The organism is Collinsella sp. TM05-37, from assembly GCF_003436455.1.
Lineage (GTDB): Bacteria > Actinomycetota > Coriobacteriia > Coriobacteriales > Coriobacteriaceae > Collinsella.
Window position 1 is genome coordinate 94,737 of record NZ_QSPN01000007.1, and the last position, 18,556, is coordinate 113,292.

16 protein-coding genes are annotated in these 18,556 nt (G+C 59.3%); 15 read left to right on the forward strand and 1 reads right to left on the reverse strand.

What is annotated here, in order from left to right; genetic code table 11:
- The first annotated feature begins 259 nt into the window (after window positions 1-259).
- The 15 genes from DXD48_RS05365 (at window position 260) to hflX (ending at window position 18,355) form a co-directional block, all read left to right on the forward strand.
- The gene (locus DXD48_RS05365) at window positions 260-1,930 is read left to right on the forward strand and encodes a ribonuclease J (RefSeq protein ID WP_117564285.1); all 1,671 of its coding nucleotides are present in this window, start codon (window positions 260-262) and stop codon (window positions 1,928-1,930) included.
- 1 nt (window position 1,931) lies between these two features.
- Window positions 1,932-4,712, forward strand: a complete 2,781-nt coding sequence (locus DXD48_RS05370) for a DNA translocase FtsK (protein WP_233502346.1) — start codon at window positions 1,932-1,934, stop codon at window positions 4,710-4,712.
- The gene (locus DXD48_RS05375) at window positions 4,712-6,223 is read left to right on the forward strand and encodes a RodZ family helix-turn-helix domain-containing protein (RefSeq protein WP_117564286.1); all 1,512 of its coding nucleotides are present in this window, start codon (window positions 4,712-4,714) and stop codon (window positions 6,221-6,223) included. Before DXD48_RS05370 ends, DXD48_RS05375 begins: the two co-directional genes overlap by 1 nt.
- A gap of 26 nt (window positions 6,224-6,249) precedes the next feature.
- Window positions 6,250-6,747 (forward strand): YajQ family cyclic di-GMP-binding protein, encoded by a 498-nt coding sequence (locus tag DXD48_RS05380; RefSeq protein WP_022094699.1) that lies wholly within the window; start codon window positions 6,250-6,252, stop codon window positions 6,745-6,747.
- Between the two features lie 27 nt (window positions 6,748-6,774).
- Window positions 6,775-8,124, forward strand: coding sequence for a 30S ribosomal protein S12 methylthiotransferase RimO (rimO, locus tag DXD48_RS05385; protein ID WP_117564287.1), 1,350 nt, complete (start codon window positions 6,775-6,777; stop codon window positions 8,122-8,124).
- 99 nt (window positions 8,125-8,223) lie between these two features.
- A complete protein-coding gene (pgsA, locus tag DXD48_RS05390) occupies window positions 8,224-8,772 on the forward strand; it encodes a CDP-diacylglycerol--glycerol-3-phosphate 3-phosphatidyltransferase (protein WP_233502347.1) in 549 nt (182 codons plus the stop codon).
- A 12-nt stretch (window positions 8,773-8,784) separates the two neighbouring features.
- Window positions 8,785-9,315 (forward strand): CinA family protein, encoded by a 531-nt coding sequence (locus tag DXD48_RS05395; RefSeq protein ID WP_117564288.1) that lies wholly within the window; start codon window positions 8,785-8,787, stop codon window positions 9,313-9,315.
- Window positions 9,316-9,572: 257 nt separating this feature from the next.
- On the forward strand, window positions 9,573-10,721 hold the full coding sequence (recA, locus tag DXD48_RS05400; protein WP_099431786.1) for a recombinase RecA: 1,149 nt from the start codon (window positions 9,573-9,575) through the stop codon (window positions 10,719-10,721).
- A gap of 11 nt (window positions 10,722-10,732) precedes the next feature.
- Window positions 10,733-11,425, forward strand: coding sequence for a regulatory protein RecX (locus tag DXD48_RS05405; protein WP_117564289.1), 693 nt, complete (start codon window positions 10,733-10,735; stop codon window positions 11,423-11,425).
- 257 nt (window positions 11,426-11,682) lie between these two features.
- Window positions 11,683-13,233: a ribonuclease Y gene (gene rny / locus DXD48_RS05410; RefSeq protein ID WP_089573375.1), complete on the forward strand. Its 1,551-nt coding sequence runs from the start codon at window positions 11,683-11,685 to the stop codon at window positions 13,231-13,233.
- Between the two features lies 1 nt (window position 13,234).
- Complete coding sequence (locus DXD48_RS05415; protein ID WP_117564290.1) at window positions 13,235-14,320, forward strand: ATP-binding protein; 1,086 nt, start codon at window positions 13,235-13,237, stop codon at window positions 14,318-14,320.
- A 74-nt stretch (window positions 14,321-14,394) separates the two neighbouring features.
- Window positions 14,395-14,712 carry a stage V sporulation protein S gene (locus DXD48_RS05420; protein ID WP_117564291.1) on the forward strand — a complete coding sequence of 106 codons (318 nt, stop codon included), beginning with the start codon at window positions 14,395-14,397 and terminating at the stop codon, window positions 14,710-14,712.
- Between the two features lie 45 nt (window positions 14,713-14,757).
- Window positions 14,758-16,128, forward strand: coding sequence for a tRNA (N6-isopentenyl adenosine(37)-C2)-methylthiotransferase MiaB (gene miaB, locus DXD48_RS05425; RefSeq protein WP_117564292.1), 1,371 nt, complete (start codon window positions 14,758-14,760; stop codon window positions 16,126-16,128).
- Window positions 16,128-17,066: a tRNA (adenosine(37)-N6)-dimethylallyltransferase MiaA gene (miaA, locus tag DXD48_RS05430; RefSeq protein ID WP_117564293.1), complete on the forward strand. Its 939-nt coding sequence runs from the start codon at window positions 16,128-16,130 to the stop codon at window positions 17,064-17,066. Before miaB ends, miaA begins: the two co-directional genes overlap by 1 nt.
- Window positions 17,066-18,355, forward strand: a complete 1,290-nt coding sequence (hflX, locus tag DXD48_RS05435; RefSeq protein ID WP_117564294.1) for a GTPase HflX — start codon at window positions 17,066-17,068, stop codon at window positions 18,353-18,355. The genes miaA and hflX overlap by 1 nt, the downstream gene beginning before the upstream one ends.
- On the opposite strand, the gene DXD48_RS05440 is transcribed toward hflX, so the two are convergent.
- A partial coding sequence (locus DXD48_RS05440) for a heparan-alpha-glucosaminide N-acetyltransferase domain-containing protein (RefSeq protein WP_117564295.1) occupies window positions 18,340-18,556 on the reverse strand: 217 nt, incomplete at its 5' end. The genes hflX and DXD48_RS05440 overlap by 16 nt on opposite strands.

Here is an 18,556-nt window from a genome sequence, read left to right on the forward strand (position 1 = left end):
TAATGTGGCCTCCGTCGTGAGCAGGACTGTAGAGCAGGAAACTTCATCCGTGCCCGCCCTCGCGGGGAACCGGCGGGATAGACGGGTTCAGATGGGGCTTTGATGCATGGGTGGTCTGTTGTTGTGCAAATGGGTATCATACTGTGGTTATTGCATCGACTCCGTGATGCATGTTTGTACGTTCCCGACGGTCGGTTTGCCAGAAGCGCCCCGCCGGTTGTTCCAGACCCGTTTCGAAGAAAGGAAACAACACTCACCTATGGCAGCTAAAAAATCATCTCCCTTGAAGATCATCCCGCTCGGCGGCTTAGATGGTATCGGCAAGAACATGACGGTCTTCGAGTGCGGCGACGACATGGTGCTCGTCGACGCTGGCCTCATGTTCCCCGACGATTCGCAGCCCGGTATCGACCTGGTGCTCCCGGATTACACCTACGTTCTGGAGAACGAGGAAAAGCTCCGCGGCATCATCGTCACTCACGGCCACGAGGACCACACCGGTTCGCTTCCGTATCTACTGCAGGACCTCAACAACAAGGTGCCCATCTTCTCGAGCAAGCTGACGCTCGGCTTTATCGAGGGCAAGCTCTCCGAGTTCCGCATTCGTGCACCCAAGTTCCGTGAGGTCAAGGGCGGCAGCCACGTCAATTTGGGTGGCATCTCGCTCGACTTCTTTTCGATGACGCACTCCATCCCGGGCGCTCTGGGCGTGTTCATCCGCACCAACCAGGGCACCGTTATGCACACCGGCGACTTTAAGCTCGACCAGACGCCCATCGACGGCGTCACGCCCGACTATGCCGCTATCAGCCGCTTTGCCAAGCAGGGCATCGACCTGCTGCTGTCCGACTCCACCAACGCCACGGTCCCCGGCTTTACTAAGTCCGAGGCCGAGGTTGGCCCCAATCTGTTGCATGCCATCAAGAATGCTCCGGGCCGCGTGTTCGTCGCGTCGTTCTCGAGCCACATCCATCGTCTGCAGCAGATCTGCGACGCCGCCCGCAAGTGCGGCCGCAAGGTCGTCGTGACCGGTCGTTCCATGCTCACCAACACCCGCGTGGCGCGCGAACTGGGCTATCTCAACATCGATGATGCCGATATCATCGATGCCTTCGACATTGACAACCTGCCCGATGACAAGATCGTCGTCATGTGCACCGGTTCGCAGGGCGAGCCGCTGTCGGCCCTGTCCCGCATGGCCAACGGCGAGCACAAGACGCTCTCCATCCACGAGGGCGATACCGTCATCCTCTCGGCAACGCCGGTCCCCGGTAACGAGAAGGCCGTTCAGCAGGTCGTTAACAGCCTCGCCAAGCTTGGTTGCGACGTGTGGGATAAGAACCGCGCCCTCGTTCACGTTTCGGGTCACGGCAGCCAGGAGGAGCTCAAGCTCTTGATGGCCATGGCCAAGCCTACGTACTTTATGCCGGTCCACGGCGAGGCCGTGCATCTGCGCGCCCATGCTCAACTTGCACGCAAGATGGGCCTCAAGGAAGATCATATCTTTATCCTCGACAACGGTGACACGCTCGAGATGCGTGGCGGTATCGTCAAGCGCGGTACGCCCGTCGAGTCTGGCGTCGTCTACGTCGACGGACTGCGTATCGGCGATACCGACCCCATCGTTCTGCGCGATCGTCAGAAGCTTGCCAACGACGGTATGGTCACGGCTGTCGCCATCGTTTCGCTCAAGCACAAGAAGATCGAGGCCATCGAGTTCTCGGGCCGCGGCGTCTCCTTTGCCATTGACGACCAGTTCTCCGAGGACGCCTCGGCGTCCATCATGAAGACGATCGAGAAGGGCAAGTTCAGCTTTACGAGCAGCGGTTCCGATGCCATTCGCAAGGCCGTGCGCGACTCGCTCTCTAACTTTATCTGGAGCCGTACGCGCACTCGTCCGATGATCATCCCGGTCGTCATGGAGGTTTAGTTTGGCGCGCGGATCTGCACAAAACGCCAAAGGCAATAAAGCCAACAACCAACCGGCATCTGCTAAGGGTGCCGGTTCCCATCTTCGTGCCAATAAGGGCCACGAGACCGAGTTCGACGATTTTGAGCCCCTGGTCGAGCCTTCGGCCAATCGCGATATCGCTGGTGTGGTCATCGCCGTTTTGGCGATCGCGTCCTTCATTGCCGTGATCTCTCCGGCAACAGCGCCCGTGACGGCTGCGGTTGCCGGTTTCTACCACCTGGGCTTTGGTCTGGGCGCCTACGTGCTGCCGATCGTCATCTTGCTGTTTGCCGCCACGCTCTTTTTGGGTGAGGACTCGCCGCTCAACGTGCGCTCTGTTGCGGGCGGCGCCTTGGTCTTTATCGCCGTCGTCTCCATTCTTTCGCTGATGGTGCCGGGCACGAGCGATTCGTGCGACCTTATGTTTACGCCGCAGAACCTTTCCGTGTCGGGCGGCTACATTGGCGCCTTTATCGCAAGTGCCTTGCAAAACGCCTTGGGTAAACCTATCGCCATGGTTGTCTTGCTGGGGCTTGTCGTCGTTGGTTTGGTCATTATCGGCTTTTCGGTGGGTGGCGTTTTGCGCTCCGCACGCGATCGCGCTGCCGATTTTGCCGAGCGTCGACGTGCCGATGTCAATGCGAGCCCGTGGGGCGATGAAGAGGCCCTGTCTGTTCCCGGCGTCGCTCGTCCGCACCTGAGCATTTTGCGCCAGAAGGGGACTGACGCCGCGGTGACCACGGTCATGGGTGGCGATGTCGACCCGGTTTTGGATGACGACGAGGACGATGACCCGTTTGTCGACGTATCCGAGTCGGTTGAAGCCGAGCGGGCCAAGACCACGCTGCTGCCGCGCCGTCATGCCAAGAAGGGCAAGACTGCGCCTAAGCTCAATACGAGTGAGCCCGACCCGTCTTGGTCCGATAGCGAGATTGAGCTCACCGAGGGCGATGACGAGGACGACGAGGCTCCGATTGAGACCGCAAAGACAACTTTGCTGCCGCGTCGCCATGCAAAGCGCGGCCAGGTCACCGGACAGCTTTCGATGGAGGACGATCCGGACAAGGTTGACGAGTCCGAGCCGCCGTTTTCCGTGAATCCCGTCTCGGCCGCCCCCCAGATCCCCGACTTCCTGAAGCACCCCAAGGTCGCTGACGCCTCAACCTCTACGGCCTCTGCCGCTCCTGCTGCGGCTGACAATGGGGGAGCGAGCGACACCGCAACTGACGCCGAGGGCGAAGAAGAGGACGGCCTCAAGCTTCCGCCGCTCGAAATCCTGCATGCCAACCCGCAGTCGGCTTCCGCTGCGTCTTCGGACAAGGAGCTGGAGCAGACCGCTGAGTCGCTGCAATCCACCTTGCTTGAGTTTGGCCGCAGTGCCCGCGTGGTCGGCTGGATCGCCGGCCCCACGGTGACGACCTTTAAGCTGCAGCCCGGTGAGGGCGAGCGTGTGAGCAAAATCTCGAGCCTCGAGGACGATATCGCGCTTTCGCTCGCTGCCCAGTCGGTGCGTATCTTTGCCCCGATCCCCGGCACCTCGCTCGTGGGCATCGAGATTCCCAACCGCAAGCGCCAGAACGTCAATCTGGGCGACGTGCTGCCCTATGTGAAGGGCGGTCCGCTCGAGCTCGCTATCGGCCGTGACGCCGAGGGCACGCCGGTCGTCGCCGACCTCGCAAAGATGCCTCACCTTTTGATCGCCGGTACGACTGGTTCTGGTAAGTCGGTGATGATCAACTCCATCATCACGACCTTGCTCATGCGCGCCCTTCCCGAGGACGTTCGCCTGATTATGGTCGACCCCAAGCGCGTCGAGCTTGCGGGCTATAACGGTCTGCCGCATCTCTATGTGCCCGTGGTGACCGAGCCTAAGCAGGCCGCGAGCGCTCTGCAATGGGCTGTGTCCGAGATGGAGCGTCGCCTGAAGGTTTTCGAGCGTCTCAACGTGCGTAAGATCTCGACCTACAATGAAAAGCAGGCCGCCGGCGAGTTTGAGCATTACGACAACCCGCCGCAAAAGATGCCCTACCTGGTCATCATCATCGACGAGCTTTCGGACCTGATGATGGTCGCCGGTAAGGATGTCGAGGCCTCGATCGTGCGTATTGCACAGCTGGGCCGTGCCGCCGGTATTCATCTTATCGTGGCCACGCAGCGCCCCAGCTCCAACGTGGTGACGGGCCTCATCAAGGCCAACATCACCAACCGCATCGCCTTTAACGTCGCCACGGGCATCGACTCGCGCGTCATCATCGACCAGATGGGCGCCGAGAAGCTCACCGGTTTGGGCGACATGCTGTTCTCCAAGGTCGACTGGGGCAAGCCCCGCCGTATCCAGGGCTGCTTTGTCTCGGACGACGAAATCAACGAGATTGTCGAGTTCGTCAAGTCGCAGAGCGAGCCCGACTACCACGAGGAGATTCTGTCCGCCGTGGCGCCCGCTTCCATGTCCATGGCTGGTGGCGGCGGCATTGTCCGCACCGGAGTCGCCGAGCCGCAAGACGATGATCCGCTCATTTGGGAAGCCGCCCATATTGTGGTGGAATCGCAGCTGGGCTCCACATCTGGCCTGCAACGCCGCCTGAAGGTTGGCTATGCGCGTGCCGGGCGTATTATGGACATGCTGGAAGAAAAGGGTGTCGTCGGCCCGCCCGACGGTTCCAAGCCGCGCGAGGTCCTGTTGGACGAGGAGGGGCTTGCCGCGCTGGAATCTGTCGACGCCGAGATGGCACGTGAAGATCGTGAGTTTGGAGGATTCTGATGGCTGCACGCTTTGGTGACATGCTGCTCGAGCAGCGTCGCCGAATGGGCCTTTCCATTCAGCAGGTCGCCAACACCATCAAAATCAGGCCGCAGATCATCGAGTTTTTCGAGACCGGTAACTTTGCTTCGATGCCGCCGCGCGGCTATGCGCAGGGCATGATTTCGAGCTATGCTCGTTTTTTGGGCCTCAATCCGCGCGAGGTCGTCAATGCCTACTTTGACGAACTGATGGCATACGAACGCGAAACGTCGCAGCAGGGCGGTCGTTTCCAGGACGCCGCCGGCTACGTCAATTCGCGTTCCTCTGTCGATAACGGGCGCTTCCTGATGGTTCAGGGCGGTCGTTCGACTCGCTATGGACAGCGTCCTCAGCAGGCCGGTTATATTACCGGGACGGGTTCGGGCGAGGAGATTCGCTCGCAGCGTGACCGGTTCCGCAGTACGCCGATGCCCGAGGACCGTGCACTTCCCGCTGCCCGCGGCGTGGCGCGTGACCCTCGTGCCGGCTACGGCGACGGCGGCTATTCCGATCGCGGTCACAGTGGTATCTCCACCGGACGCTCTCGCAGTGGCCATGCGGACGCCGATACCACGCAGGTGACGCCGCGTCTTCGCTCTCAACCACAGCCGTATGGCCAGCGCTCTTCGGCTCCGCGTGCGGGCCAGCGTGGCTATCAAGGCCGCGGTGAACTTGCGCCCCGCTCGGGTCAGCGCAGCCTTCAGGGCCAGGGTGGCTATTGCGGCCGTTCCGATAGCAATCGTGGCCGTATGCCTCAGGGAGGCGGCCGCAGCAGTTCCAGTCGTGGACGCGGCGGTTCCCGTGCTCCTCAAAACAACGGGCTCGATCCGCGTATCGTCTACGCCGGTATCGGTGCCGTGGCGTTGCTGCTGATCGTGCTCATCGTGGTACTTCTGCGCGGCTGCGCATCTTCGACGCCCGAGACCACGCCCGAGACGCCCGCTGTTACCAAGACGACGACCAAGAAGTCTTCTAAGAAGACCGAAACGGTCGACGAGGACGAAGACACCGATGAGGCGACGGATGAGTCGACCGGTTCGGACGCCACCAAGACGACGGCTAAAAAGGAAGAGAACGAGGCAACGAAGGTCAAGGTCTCCGTTGCCAAGGGAAAGACCGCGTGGATTGAGGTCAAGGTCGACGGAAAGTCGGTCTATGGCGCCCAGGCGACTGGCCCCTTTGAGCAGGAGTACACGCCCGAGTCCTCGATCGAGATCACCACGTCCAAGCCTTCCGATGTCACCGTTACCAAGAATGGCGAAAAGGTCCGTTACGATACCAAGACTTCGGGCGTGGCGCGTGTGACGATCACCGTTCCCAAGAAGGAGACGACCGATTCCGAGAATGGTGAAAGTTCTGATGGTGCCGACACCACCGACGGTACCGATACCACCGACGGCACCGATGCCCAGTCCACGGATGGCGCCGATGCCGCAACTGACGGTCAGACGCCCACCGATTCTACCGACTATTCGTACGATAGCTATTAAGCCGCTCGTACGCGAAAGGAAACATCATGGCTAAAGATTCCAGCTTCGACGTCGTGTCCGAGGTCAATATGCAAGAGGTCGACAACGCCTTCCAGCAGACCACGCGCGAGATTTCCCAGCGCTATGACCTGAAGGATTCCGGCGCCACGATTGAGCTTTCGAAGGGCGACAAGCTCTTTACGATCAACGCCCCGGCCGACTTTGTCTCCAAGCAGATCATCGATGTCCTGAGCTCCAAGCTCATCAAGCGCGGTATCGACCTCAAGGCTGTTTCGTGGGATGCTCCGCAGGCGGCATCGGGCGGCACCGTGCGCGTGCTCGGCCATATCGTCGAGGGTATCGACCAGGCGACCGCCAAGAAGATCAACAAGGACATCAAGGACCAAAAGCTCAAGGTCAAGGTGACCATCGAAGCTGACAAGCTGCGTGTTTCCTCTGCTTCGAAGGACGCGTTGCAGACCGTGATTCAGTTCCTGCGCGACCAGGACTACGGCCAGCCGCTGCAGTTCACCAACTACCGCTAATATCATTCGAAAGGACCGCTCTCCAACATGGATACACCGTTGGGCTCCGTGCTCTACATCACCCTCGGGTGCGCCAAGAACGAGGTCGATACCGACCGCATGCGTTCTCTTTTGACCGCCGCAGGCTACGAGGAGGCATTCGACCCGCAGGAGGCCGATATCGCCATCGTCAATACGTGCTCGTTCCTCGCCTCCGCAACGTCCGAGAGCATCGAGATCACGCTCGAGCTCGCCAACGAGGTGCAGGACGGCGTTCGTTCTTGCCCCATCGTCATGTGCGGCTGTGTGCCGTCGCGCTATGGCGACGACCTGCCTGACGAGCTGCCCGAGGTCGCTGCCTTTGTGAAGGCCGACGAGGAAGACGGCATCGTGGCAGTCATCGATGGCGTGCTGGGTGTCGAGCGTGAGATCGCGGCCTATATCCCTCAGGTCAAGCGTACCGTCGAGGGTGCCGTTGCCTACGTCAAGATTTCCGATGGCTGCAATCGTTTTTGCAGCTTCTGCATGATCCCCTATATTCGCGGTCGTTATCACTCGCGCAATGCCGAGAGCATTATTTCTGAGGTGCGCGACCTGGTTGCCGGTGGCGTGCGCGAGATCGTGCTGATCGGCCAGGACACGGGCATCTGGGGCACCGACTTTGCGGATGAGGACGTCGCCGAGGGCTCGCCGCGCAATCTGGCGCAGCTGCTGCGTGCCGTCGCCGAGGCCGTGCGCCCGCAGAACGTCTGGGTCCGCGTGCTCTACCTGCAGCCCGAGGGCATGACCGATGAGCTCATCGAGACGATTCGCGATACGCCCGAGGTGCTTCCCTATATCGATATCCCCGTGCAGCACTGCGACGCGCGCATTCTCAAGGCTATGCGCCGTTCTGGTTCGCGCCAGGAGCTCGAGGACCTGTTCCGCGATCTGCGTGAGCGTATCCCCGGCATCGTGATCCGTTCCACGGCCATGGTCGGCTTCCCGACCGAGACCGACGACGAGTTCCGCGACCTTATCGACTTTATGGACACCGTCGGCTTTGACTACACGAGCGTCTTTGCCTACTCGCAGGAGGAGGGCAGCCTGGCCGCTAAGATGGAGGGTCAGGTCGACGAAGAGGTCAAGCTCGAGCGCGCCCAGGAGGCCATGGACCTGGCTGAGTCGCTCGGTTTTGCCGCCACCGCCGCACATGTGGGCGAGCGCGCCCAGGTGATCGTCGACGGTATCGAAGAAACCGAGGACGGCGCCGAGCTGATCGGCCATGCCTGGTTCCAGGCGCCCGATTCCGATGGCGCGGTGCATCTGGACGCCAGCGAGGCGTCCGTGGGTGATATTCTGACCGTCGAGTTTACCGATAGCTTCTGCTATGAGCTTATCGGACATGTTGTGGAGTAGGAGAGCGTCGTGGCAAACGAGAGCAATAAGGAACTGACGAGTGTTTGGACGCCCGCCAACATCGTGACGTGCGTTCGCATCGTCTTTATCCCGGTGTTCATGATCGTGTCGGCGCTGTCTCACACGAGCGTTGCCGGTACGGACTGGAGCACCTTCGACGGCCCGCTCGCCGCCGCCGCCTTTATTCTGTACGTTATCCTGTCGTGCACCGATAAGGTCGACGGCTATCTGGCGCGCTCGCGCAACGAGATCACCGACTTCGGTAAGTTCTTGGACCCCATCGCCGACAAGCTACTCGTGTTCTCGGCCCTGCTGCTGTTCCTCGATTTTGGCGCGGTGACCGTGTGGTCCGTGTTCATTATCTTGTTCCGCGAGCTGTTGGTGAGCGCCCTTCGCATGGTCGCGAGTGCGGCCGGTGTGGTCATTGCCGCCGATAAGCTCGGCAAGTACAAGACGGCGACCACGATGGTCTCCATCTGCGGCTACCTGTGCGTCTTTGCGATGACCGGCCTCCAGTTGGGGCCTGCGGAGCTGTTGCTCGGTGTCTATGGCGTTTCACGCTTCCTGTACGCTGTTGCCGTTGTCCTGACCGTTATCTCGGGCGCCCAGTACTTCTGGAACTGCCGCAAGATCGTCTTTTCGGTTTAGGTCCTGGTGGGTATGGCGGACTCTTTTGAGCAGATTTCCGCACATAACGAGGAGCTGGCGCGCGATATTGTCGAGCGCGCGAGCGCTCGGGGCGTGACGGTTTCTACGGCTGAGTCGCTGACGGCGGGTATGATCGCCTCGACGATTGCCGATATCCCGGGCGCCTCGGCGGTGCTGCGCGGCGGTGCGGTGACCTATTGCGATGAGATCAAGCATCGTGTTCTGGGTGTTGAGCAGGAGACGCTCGATCGGTTTAGCGCCGTGTCGCACCAGACGGCGCGCGAGATGGCCGCGGGCTCGCTGGACCTCTATCAGAGCGATGTGGCCGTGAGCGCAACGGGCTACGCTGGGCCCGGTGGTGGCACCGAGCAAGACCCCGCCGGCATGTTCTATATTGGCTGGGCGTATCGCGTGGCTGATGGGGAAGTGCCGATCGTGGACTCTGTGCGTTGCCACTATGAGGGCGACCGTTCGTGTGTTCGTGCCCATGCGGTCACGGAGGCATTGGGACGCATTGCCCTTGTGCTCAACTCTATGGAATAGGCGTGTTTTAAGGGGCCTTAGGGCCCCTTAATTGTGGAGATGGGGACCTCTGACGAATTTAGCTTTTGTGCTGGTCATAGGTGTATTATCTCCTTCCTTGTTTTTATTTGGCCCTATGTGGTCAAGCATTTGGACAGTGTTTGGTCGGCGTTTGGTTGGGTTTTGGAAAGACTGCCTGCATATGATTGGTCTGAACGGTTGACCACGAACAGCCGTTCGTTTATTATCGATGCAGGTTGTTAAGAGGAGGGCTATTCATGGCCAAGAATTCAGGTCCCGTACGTACCGTCCATGCACCCACGACGGGCAAAGAGCGCGAAGAGATGATCGCCACCACCAAGGCCGAGATCGAGAAGAAGTTCGGTCAAGGTTCCATCATGAGGTATGGTGACGGCGGCCCCGAGCTCGAGGTCGAGGCCATCCCCACGGGTGCTCTGGCGCTCGATGCCGCTCTGGGTATCGGCGGTGTGCCGCGCGGCCGTATCGTCGAGATTTACGGTCCCGAGTCCTCCGGTAAGACGACGCTTTCGCTCGAGATCTTGGCCGAGGCCCAGGCAATGGGTGGCGTCGTGGCGTTTATCGATGCCGAGCACGCGCTCGATCCCACGTATGCCGCGCGCATTGGCGTGGATATCGACGAGGTATTGATTTCCCAGCCCGATACGGGTGAGCAGGCGCTCGAGATTGTTGACATGCTCGTGCGTTCCGGCGCCATCGATGCCATCGTCGTCGACTCCGTCGCCGCGCTGACCCCGCGTGCCGAGATCGAGGGAGAGATCGGCGATACCACGGTCGGTTTGCAAGCTCGCCTGATGAGTCAGGCGCTCCGCAAGCTCGCCGGCTCGCTGTCCAAGTCCAATACGACATGCATCTTCATCAACCAGCTGCGAGAGAAGATCGGCGTCATGTTCGGCAACCCCGAGACCACGACGGGCGGCCGTGCCCTTAAGTTCTTCTCTTCGGTGCGTATCGACATTCGCCGCATCGACAGCATTAAGCTTAAGGATGAGGTTATCGGTAACCGCGTGCGCGCCAAGGTCGTTAAGAACAAGGTGGCCGCTCCGTTCCGTTCTGCTGAGTTCGACATCATGTACGGTACGGGCATCTCTAAGGAGGGCTCGATTCTGGACATGGCTGTCGAGTGCGGCATCTGCAAGAAGATGGGCTCCTGGTTCGCCTATGGCGAGGACAAGCTCGGCAACGGTCGCGAGGCCGCCAAGGCGTTCCTGCGCGAACACCCCGATTGCGCCGACGAGATTGAGCATAAGGTTCGCCTTGCCTGCGGGCTTGAGTTTGATGACGATGCTCCGTCCGAGGTCGAGCTGACCGATCAGCCTGCGCCTGAGGAGTTTGACGAGCTTTACGCCATCGATGGTTCCGCCATGCTCGATGATGACGACGAGTAGCGGTTACGCTCATGTCGTATACGGTGACCGAGGCCACGGTCGTCTTTCCCGATAAGAAGGCGGCCTCCTCGTTCTCGAGCGGCTATGCGTCAAAAAAGCCTTGCGCACATATCGATTGTGAGCTTGAGGGCGGTTTTGAGCGGTCCATTTGGATCCCCGTGCGGGTCGCGCGGCTGTATGTCAAAAATCGCCCCGATCTTCCCTGTGATTGGGATAACTTTCGTGAAGCGGTGCAGCTCATCGAGCGTAAATGTGCACTTACCATGGTGACCGAGATGCTATCGCGACGCGACCATGCGACGGGTGAGGTCTGTGACAAGTTGGCACGCTACGGCTTTCGCCAGCCCGCGATCGATTTCGCCGTCGAGCGCGCCACCGAGTATCGCTTTTTAGACGAGAACCGCTTTTGCTCGTACTTTATCGAGGAACGCAAGCGGCGCGGTTGGGGACAGCGTAAAATCGAGACCGAGCTCAAGCGCCGTCATGTCGTGCTCGATGACATTCCCGGTTATCCGGAGGATTATTTTGCCGTCGAAGACGATTTGGCGCGTGCGTCAGCCCTGCTCGCCAAGCGGCGTGTTCCAGAGACGCGCGGATTCGAAAAACTGGTTCGGTTTTTGATGGGCAAGGGCTTCTCGTATCACATCGCCGCCGATGCCGTTAAGGCACGTCTCGATGCCGAACGTGAGGAATGTGCGGTTTAGGCGTATGCGTTTTGTGGCCCTGCCGTTCACCGCGTTTTAGCCGCCGTGCTGGGGCCATTTATTTGACAGTTGTTGTGGTTCAACGTACGATAAACACTGTCATTTGCTTTGTGATATGTGCTCATCTGTGATGAGTTTGTTTATATGTTTATCTGTATCCGACCCGCATAAGCTGCGCCCATATTACTCAAATGTCGCGAGCCGTTCGTAAGGACGGTTCGCTTTGTTGTGTAACGAATCCATAAAAAGGAGTGAGCATGCCTATCATCGCAGCGCTCGTTGGCATCGTTTTGGGTGCCATCGCCGCCATTGCCTACATGCGCACCGCCAAGCAGGGTAGTCTTCACGAGGCCGACGAAAAAATCCAGTCGGCACACGCACAGGCTGAGTCCCTGATCGGTGATGCCAAGCGTCAGGCCGAGACCCTCAAAAAAGAGGCTCTGCTCGAGGCTAAAGAGGAGATCATCAAGAACAAGCAGGCCGCCGAGGCCGAGGACAAGCAGCGTAAGAACGAGATTCGTACGCTCGAGAACCGCGTGATGCAGCGCGAGGAATCCCTCGATCGCCGCAACGACGCTCTCGACAAGCGCGAGCATCAGCTGTCCAGCCAGGCCGGTCAGGTCGAGAAGCGCTCCCGTGAGCTCGAGGAGCTCTGCGCAAAGCAGACCTCCGAGCTCGAGCGTATCGCCGACCTTACCCGCGAGGACGCCCACAAGGAGCTCCTCGATAAGGTTCGCGGCGAGGTCACCCACGAGGCCGCCACGATCATTCGCGAGTCCGAGCAGCAGGTTCGCGCCGAGTGCCACAAGACCGCCCAGGAGATTCTGTCTCTGGCGATTCAGCGCTGCGCTGCCGATCACACTGCCGAGGTCACCGTTACCTCCGTGCACATTCCCTCTGATGACCTCAAGGGCCGTATCATCGGTCGCGAGGGTCGCAACATCCGGACCTTCGAGCAGGTTTCCGGCGTCAACCTCGTGATCGACGACACGCCCGAGACCGTCGTTCTTTCGAGCTTCGACCCGGTCCGTCGTGAGACCGCCCGTGTCGCCCTCGAGAACCTCATCGCCGACGGCCGCATTCACCCTGCCCGTATCGAGGAGATGTATCACAAGGCCGCCGACCTGGTTCAGCAGCGCGTGCGCGAGGCTGGCGAGCAGGCTGCCTTCGATACCGGCATCCACGATCTGCACCCCGAGATCGTCAAGACCCTTGGTGCCCTGCGCTACCGTACCTCGTTTGGTCAGAACGTGCTTCAGCATTCCCTCGAGGTCTCTGATCTGTGCGGCGTGATGGCTTCCGAGCTTGGCCTGGACGTTGTGACCGCCAAGCGCGCCGGCCTGCTGCACGACCTGGGCAAGGCAATCGACCACGACGTCGAGGGCCCGCATGCCGTCATCGGCGCCGAGCTTGCCCGCCGTTATGGCGAGAAGCCCGTTATCGTCCACGCTATCGAGGCTCACCATGCCGATGTCGACCCCAATACGGTGCTCGATGTCCTGGTACAGGCCGCCGATGCTGTCTCTGCCTCTCGCCCCGGTGCCCGTCGCGAGTCTGCCGAGAACTACATCAAGCGTCTTGAGAAGCTCGAGGAGATCGCCAACTCTCATGACGGCGTCGAACGTACCTATGCCATGCAGGCCGGTCGCGAGGTCCACGTCATGGTCCAGCCGGACAAGATTTCCGATGCCCAGTCCACGGTCCTGGCTCACGATATCGCCCATCAGATCGAGGAAGAGATGGAGTATCCCGGTCAGGTGCGCGTCGTCGTGATTCGCGAGAGCCGCGCTGTCGATATCGCTAAATAACATGAGCGACGCGAACGAGCTCATCTCATTTATCGCGTCGATGTCGGGGGAGGGCAACCTTCGCGTCGAGGAGAACCTTGGCGAGGGGTATGTCCGCCTCCGCGTTTCGGAGGCCGAGCGGCGCCAGGCAAAGCACGACATTCAGCATGTCGAGGATATCGTCATCGAAATGCTCCGTAATGCTCGCGATGCCGGCGCCGACAAGGTCTATCTCGCCACGACCAAGGAAGACGGCGTCCGCACGCTTGTCTTTCTGGATAACGGTTCGGGAGTTCCGCAGGATATGCAAGAGCGAATCTTTGATGCCCGCGTTACCTCCAAGCTCGAGAGCATGAAGATGGACCGTTGGGGCGTTCACGGTCGTGGCATGGCATTGTTTTCGATCAAGCAGAACACCGATGAGGCCCGTGTGGCCACGTCCGGCGTCGATCTTGGTTCAGCCTTTAAGGTGAGCGTCGCGGCCGACCGCCTCAGTGAGCGTGCCGATCAGTCCAGCTGGCCCCAGGCCGTCAAGGATGAGGACGGACGTTATGTCTGTGCTCGCGGTCCGCATAATATTATTCGCGCTGCTTGTGAGTTTGCGCTCGAGGAGTTGCGTGGTTGCGATGTCTATCTTGGTTCTCCGTCCGAGATTGCCGCGACCCTTTATGCTCAGGCGTCAAGCCGGCTTGATACGTCTCGTCTCCTGTTCATTGATGACGAGAGCGAGCTTCCGGTTGTCGATCGTTTAGGCCTTGCTTCTGATGCCGAGGACTTTATCCGTATCTGTTCGGGTTTGGGTCTTGAGATGTCCGAGCGCACGGCCCATCGCATTTTGGCAGGGCAGATTAAGCCTGTTCGCGGTGTGACCGCGCGTCTGCTGCGCGAGCGCGACTCGTCCTCGCATGCGCCGGCTCCTGTCGATCTCGCGAAGGATCGTCGCGGGCTACGTATTGCTAAGGATGACATGGCACAGTTTTCGCGTGCTGTGGAGCGCGATTTTAATGACCTTGCTGCCCGGTACTATCTCAACCTTTGCGGCGACCCAAAGATTCGCGTTTCGCGTGATCGAATCACCGTGACCTTTGATCTTGCCAAAGAGGAATAGTGCCTTTACCGAGTCCACTCGGTACGATACAGTTATTGCAGTTAAAACGTACTTTTAAATGCAGGAGTTTCTTCATGGATTGCCTGAAGGTATCAAGCAAATCATCGCCCGCGTCCGTTGCCGGCGCCATCGCCGGCATGGTCAAGGATGGTGTACCCGTCAACATCCAGTGTGTCGGCGCCGGTGCCGTCAACCAGGCCATTAAGGCCGTTGCTATCGCGCGCGGTTTTTTGATTCCAACCGGTTTTGATATTTCCTGCGCGCCCGTGTTCTCCGACATCCTCATTAACGGGGAGTCGCGCACGGCCATCCGCCTTTCTATCTACGTTCACCAGATCAATCGAGCTGCTATGGATAACGTCGTCATTGATGATGTTAAGCCTGTGGCATAGCTTCTGCTTGCTTTGTTTCGCTCCCCATCGTTAGGACTTATGCACATGGACCAGCGTTCCGTACGCGATATTCTTGCCGGTAAAACCTACTTTATCCGCACCTTTGGCTGCCAGATGAATCAGCACGATTCCGAGCGCGTGAGCGGTCTGCTTGATTCGTATGGCTGCCTCATGGCGCTCGATCCCGCGCATGCCGATATCGTTGTCTTCATGACGTGCTGCGTGCGCGAGGCCGCCGATACTCGCCTGTACGGTCAGTGCAATTCCTGCAAAAGCCTGCCGCCTTCGCCTTCTGGCAAGCGCGTGGTTGCCGTTGGTGGCTGCATCGCGCAGCGCGATGGCGAGGGCCTGCTCACCAACGTCGATAACGTCAATGTCATCTTTGGCACGCATTCCATCGCGCATGTGGCCGAGCTCATTGCCGAGGCGTTCCTTGATGGCAAGCGTCATATCCGCACCAATGAGCATGAGGATACGGACGCCATGAGCATGCCGTGGCATCGCGAGACTCAGTATCACGCTTGGGTGCCCATCATGACGGGCTGCAATAATTTTTGCACCTATTGCATCGTGCCGTACGTGCGCGGTCGCGAAAAGAGCCGCCCCTTCGAGGAGATTGTCGACGAGGTGACCGGTTTGGTGCGCCAGGGCGTGCGTGAGATTACGCTGTTGGGCCAAAACGTTAATTCATATGGTCGCGATCTGTTTGGCAAGCCGCGTTTTGCCGATCTGCTGCGTGCCGTGGGCGATACGGGCGTGGAGCGTATCTTCTTTACGTCTTCGCATCCCAAGGATCTGCTGCCCGAGACCATCGACGCCATGGCCGAGACATCTGCCGTTATGCCGCAACTGCACCTGGCCGTCCAGTCAGGTTCGACGCGCATCCTTAAAGAGATGAATCGTCGTTATACGCGCGAGGATTATCTGGGTCTGGTCGATCGTATTCGTAACCGTATGCCCGATATTGCGCTTTCGACCGACATCATCGTGGGCTTCCCGGGCGAGACCGAGGAAGACTTTGAGCAGACGCTCTCGCTTGCCGAGACGGTTCGTTATGCCCAGGCCTACACGTTTATTTACTCCAAGCGCGCCGGTACCCCGGCAGCTGAGATTTATGATCCCACCCCGCATGAGGTTATCCTTGAGCGCTTTAACCGTCTGGTCAAGGTTATCGAGACGACGGCTCATGAGTATAACCAGGGCGAGCTTCACACCGTGGTGCCTGCGCTTATTGAGGGTACGAGCAAGAAGAACGACGCTGTTCTTCTGGGGAAAAGCCCCAAGAACCAGACGGTGCATGCGCCGATTCCCGCTGGCTATAGCATCGATCAGCTCGTCGGCAAAATCGTCGACGTTGATATTGATGTCGCCAAAACGTGGTATCTGTCTGGCTCCGTCGTGGGCGAGCCTCGCTAATGATTTCCACCGGTGCAAGCCTTTCTGCCGTAGCGATTGTCGGTCCGACGGCGGTCGGTAAAAGCGATGTTGCCGACCGCCTGGCCGCTCGTCTTTCGTCCGAAGTGTTGTCTTGTGACGCGATGCAAATCTATCGTGGCATGGACATCGGTACGGCCAAGATGATGCCCGAGGAGTGCTCGGTGCCCCTGCGCCTTGTCGATATCGTGGATCCGGGCGTCGCGTATTCAGCTGCGCTCTATCAGACGGATGCCCGGGCGCATATCGAGCGTTTGCTTGGCGAGCAACGTCTTCCGGTCTTTTGCGGCGGTACGGGCCTGTATCTCAAGGCTGCACTCGATGAAATGGATTTTCCTTCGGGAGAACTCGAGGACGAACGCCGCACGGGCTATCAGGAACTTGCCGAGCGTATTGGCGAGGAGGCGCTGCATGCCCTGCTTGCCGAGCGCGATCCGGAATCTGCTGCCGTGATTCATCCCCATAACGTGCGTCGTGTGATTCGTGCGCTCGAGATGCATGATGACGGTGTGTCGTATGCCGAGCAGAAGTCGAAATTCAGCGTCCCGCGCGAGCGTTATCATGCCTTGTGGTTTGGTCTGACGCGTAGCCGTGAAGTGCTCTATGAGCGCATTAACCTGCGAGTCGACCTTATGTTTGAGCAGGGACTGGTTGATGAGGTCCGTGGCCTTTTGGACCAGGGCTTGGGTGATGCACTCACATCGATGCAGGCAATCGGTTACAAAGAGATTATTGATGCCTTGCGTGGCGCTATTACCATGGATGAGGCCCGTGAGCTTATCAAGATTCGCTCCCGTCGCTATGCCAAGCGCCAGCTTTCCTGGTTTAAGCGTGACGATCGTATTGTGTGGTTCGATATGGATGACTTCACGATCGATGAGGTCGTCGAAGATATTTATCGTCGCATCGAGGCTGTCTAATGGCTCGTTTCCCTTTGGTCCCCACGGCTCCTGAACCCGAGCGCGCCATCTTGGTTGGTGTTGAGTGGCGCGATAATGCCTGGCCGCTTGACCGTTCGCTCGATGAGCTTGAGCGTCTGGCCCACACTGCTGGTGCTCAATGCGTGGCGCGCTTGTCGCAGCGCCTAGTCAAGCCCTATCCCAAATCGTTTATCGGCTCCGGCAAGGTCGAGGAGCTGTGCGGTTTGGTGCATCGCATGGATGCGGATGTTGTTATCTTCGACGACGACCTGACGCCCTCACAGCAGTCCTATCTTGAGAAAGCCGTGGGCGAACCGGTCAAGATTATTGACCGTACGGCGTTGATTTTGGATATCTTTGGCCTGCATGCCCAGACGCGTGAGGGCCGCTTACAGGTTCAGCTGGCACAGTTGCAGTATCTGCTGCCTCGTCTGCGAGGTATGTGGAGCCATCTTGCAAAGGAACAGACGCGTGGCGGCATTGGATCGCGTTTTGGCCAGGGCGAAAGCCAGCTCGAGGTCGACCGTCGCCTGATTCGCAATAAGATCGCGGCGCTTCGACGCGAACTGAAACAGGTTGAGCAACGTCGCGATGTGCAATCGAAAAGCCGTATTGAATCGCCGGCGTTTCGCGTGGCGCTGGCTGGTTACACCAATGCCGGCAAGTCGACGTTGCTTAATCGTTTGACGGGATCCACGGTACTTTCGCAGGATAAGCTGTTTGCCACGCTCGATCCTACAACGCGCTCGTACCGTTTGCCCGGTGGCCGTGGCATGACGATCACCGATACCGTCGGCTTTATTCAAAAGCTGCCCCATGGCCTGGTCGACGCGTTTAAATCTACGCTTTCTGAGGTGCTCGGCGCCGATTTGATTCTTAAAGTTGTGGATGCTTCCGATGAGGATTACGAGCGTCAGCTTGAGGCGGTTGATCGTGTCCTTGACGAGATCGGTGCCGGTGAGCGCTTGACGCTTACCGTGTTCAATAAAATTGATCTGCTCGATAGCGTCGATCGCTTGAGCTTTCGCCGGCGCTATCCCGAGGCGGTGCTGTTCTCGGCTCAGACGGGTGAGGGTCTTGATGACTTAGTCGACCGCATCGCTCGTGAAGCGGCCGCCACGGACGTGTTGCTCTCGGCCGATATCCCGTATCGAGAGGGCGCGTTAATCACGCTCGTGCACGAACAGGGAACCCTTCTGCACGAGGAATACCTCGAGGACGGCGTTCGTATTGTGGCAAAGCTTCCGGACCGTATCGCACCACGTCTTGAGCGTTACCGAACGGAATAAATCAGCTCCAGTACACCCAAGATAACCGGTTGATGAAGCAGGTAGAACGGCAGTGCATGGCGTCCGAGGCTTGCGAGCGCCGGGATGGGATTTTCATAGGCCCATGCTGGTGCCTCGCAGTTTGCTTTCTGAGCCGTGCGCGCGGCAAAGAAGCCGGTACCGTCAAGATTCTTTCGCAAATTGATCGAGGCGGCCTCGGCC

Coding starts and splice junctions, on each gene's coding strand:
- rimO (WP_117564287.1), top strand. CDS start 6,775: ATGGATACACCGTTGGGCTCCGTGCTCTACATCACCCTCGGGTGCGCC.
- hflX (WP_117564294.1), top strand. CDS start 17,066: ATGGCTCGTTTCCCTTTGGTCCCCACGGCTCCTGAACCCGAGCGCGCC.
- DXD48_RS05405 (WP_117564289.1), top strand. CDS start 10,733: ATGTCGTATACGGTGACCGAGGCCACGGTCGTCTTTCCCGATAAGAAG.
- DXD48_RS05380 (WP_022094699.1), top strand. CDS start 6,250: ATGGCTAAAGATTCCAGCTTCGACGTCGTGTCCGAGGTCAATATGCAA.
- DXD48_RS05415 (WP_117564290.1), top strand. CDS start 13,235: ATGAGCGACGCGAACGAGCTCATCTCATTTATCGCGTCGATGTCGGGG.
- rny (WP_089573375.1), top strand. CDS start 11,683: ATGCCTATCATCGCAGCGCTCGTTGGCATCGTTTTGGGTGCCATCGCC.
- recA (WP_099431786.1), top strand. CDS start 9,573: ATGGCCAAGAATTCAGGTCCCGTACGTACCGTCCATGCACCCACGACG.
- DXD48_RS05395 (WP_117564288.1), top strand. CDS start 8,785: ATGGCGGACTCTTTTGAGCAGATTTCCGCACATAACGAGGAGCTGGCG.
- DXD48_RS05420 (WP_117564291.1), top strand. CDS start 14,395: ATGGATTGCCTGAAGGTATCAAGCAAATCATCGCCCGCGTCCGTTGCC.
- pgsA (WP_233502347.1), top strand. CDS start 8,224: ATGATCGTGTCGGCGCTGTCTCACACGAGCGTTGCCGGTACGGACTGG.
- DXD48_RS05375 (WP_117564286.1), top strand. CDS start 4,712: ATGGCTGCACGCTTTGGTGACATGCTGCTCGAGCAGCGTCGCCGAATG.
- DXD48_RS05365 (WP_117564285.1), top strand. CDS start 260: ATGGCAGCTAAAAAATCATCTCCCTTGAAGATCATCCCGCTCGGCGGC.
- miaB (WP_117564292.1), top strand. CDS start 14,758: ATGGACCAGCGTTCCGTACGCGATATTCTTGCCGGTAAAACCTACTTT.
- miaA (WP_117564293.1), top strand. CDS start 16,128: ATGATTTCCACCGGTGCAAGCCTTTCTGCCGTAGCGATTGTCGGTCCG.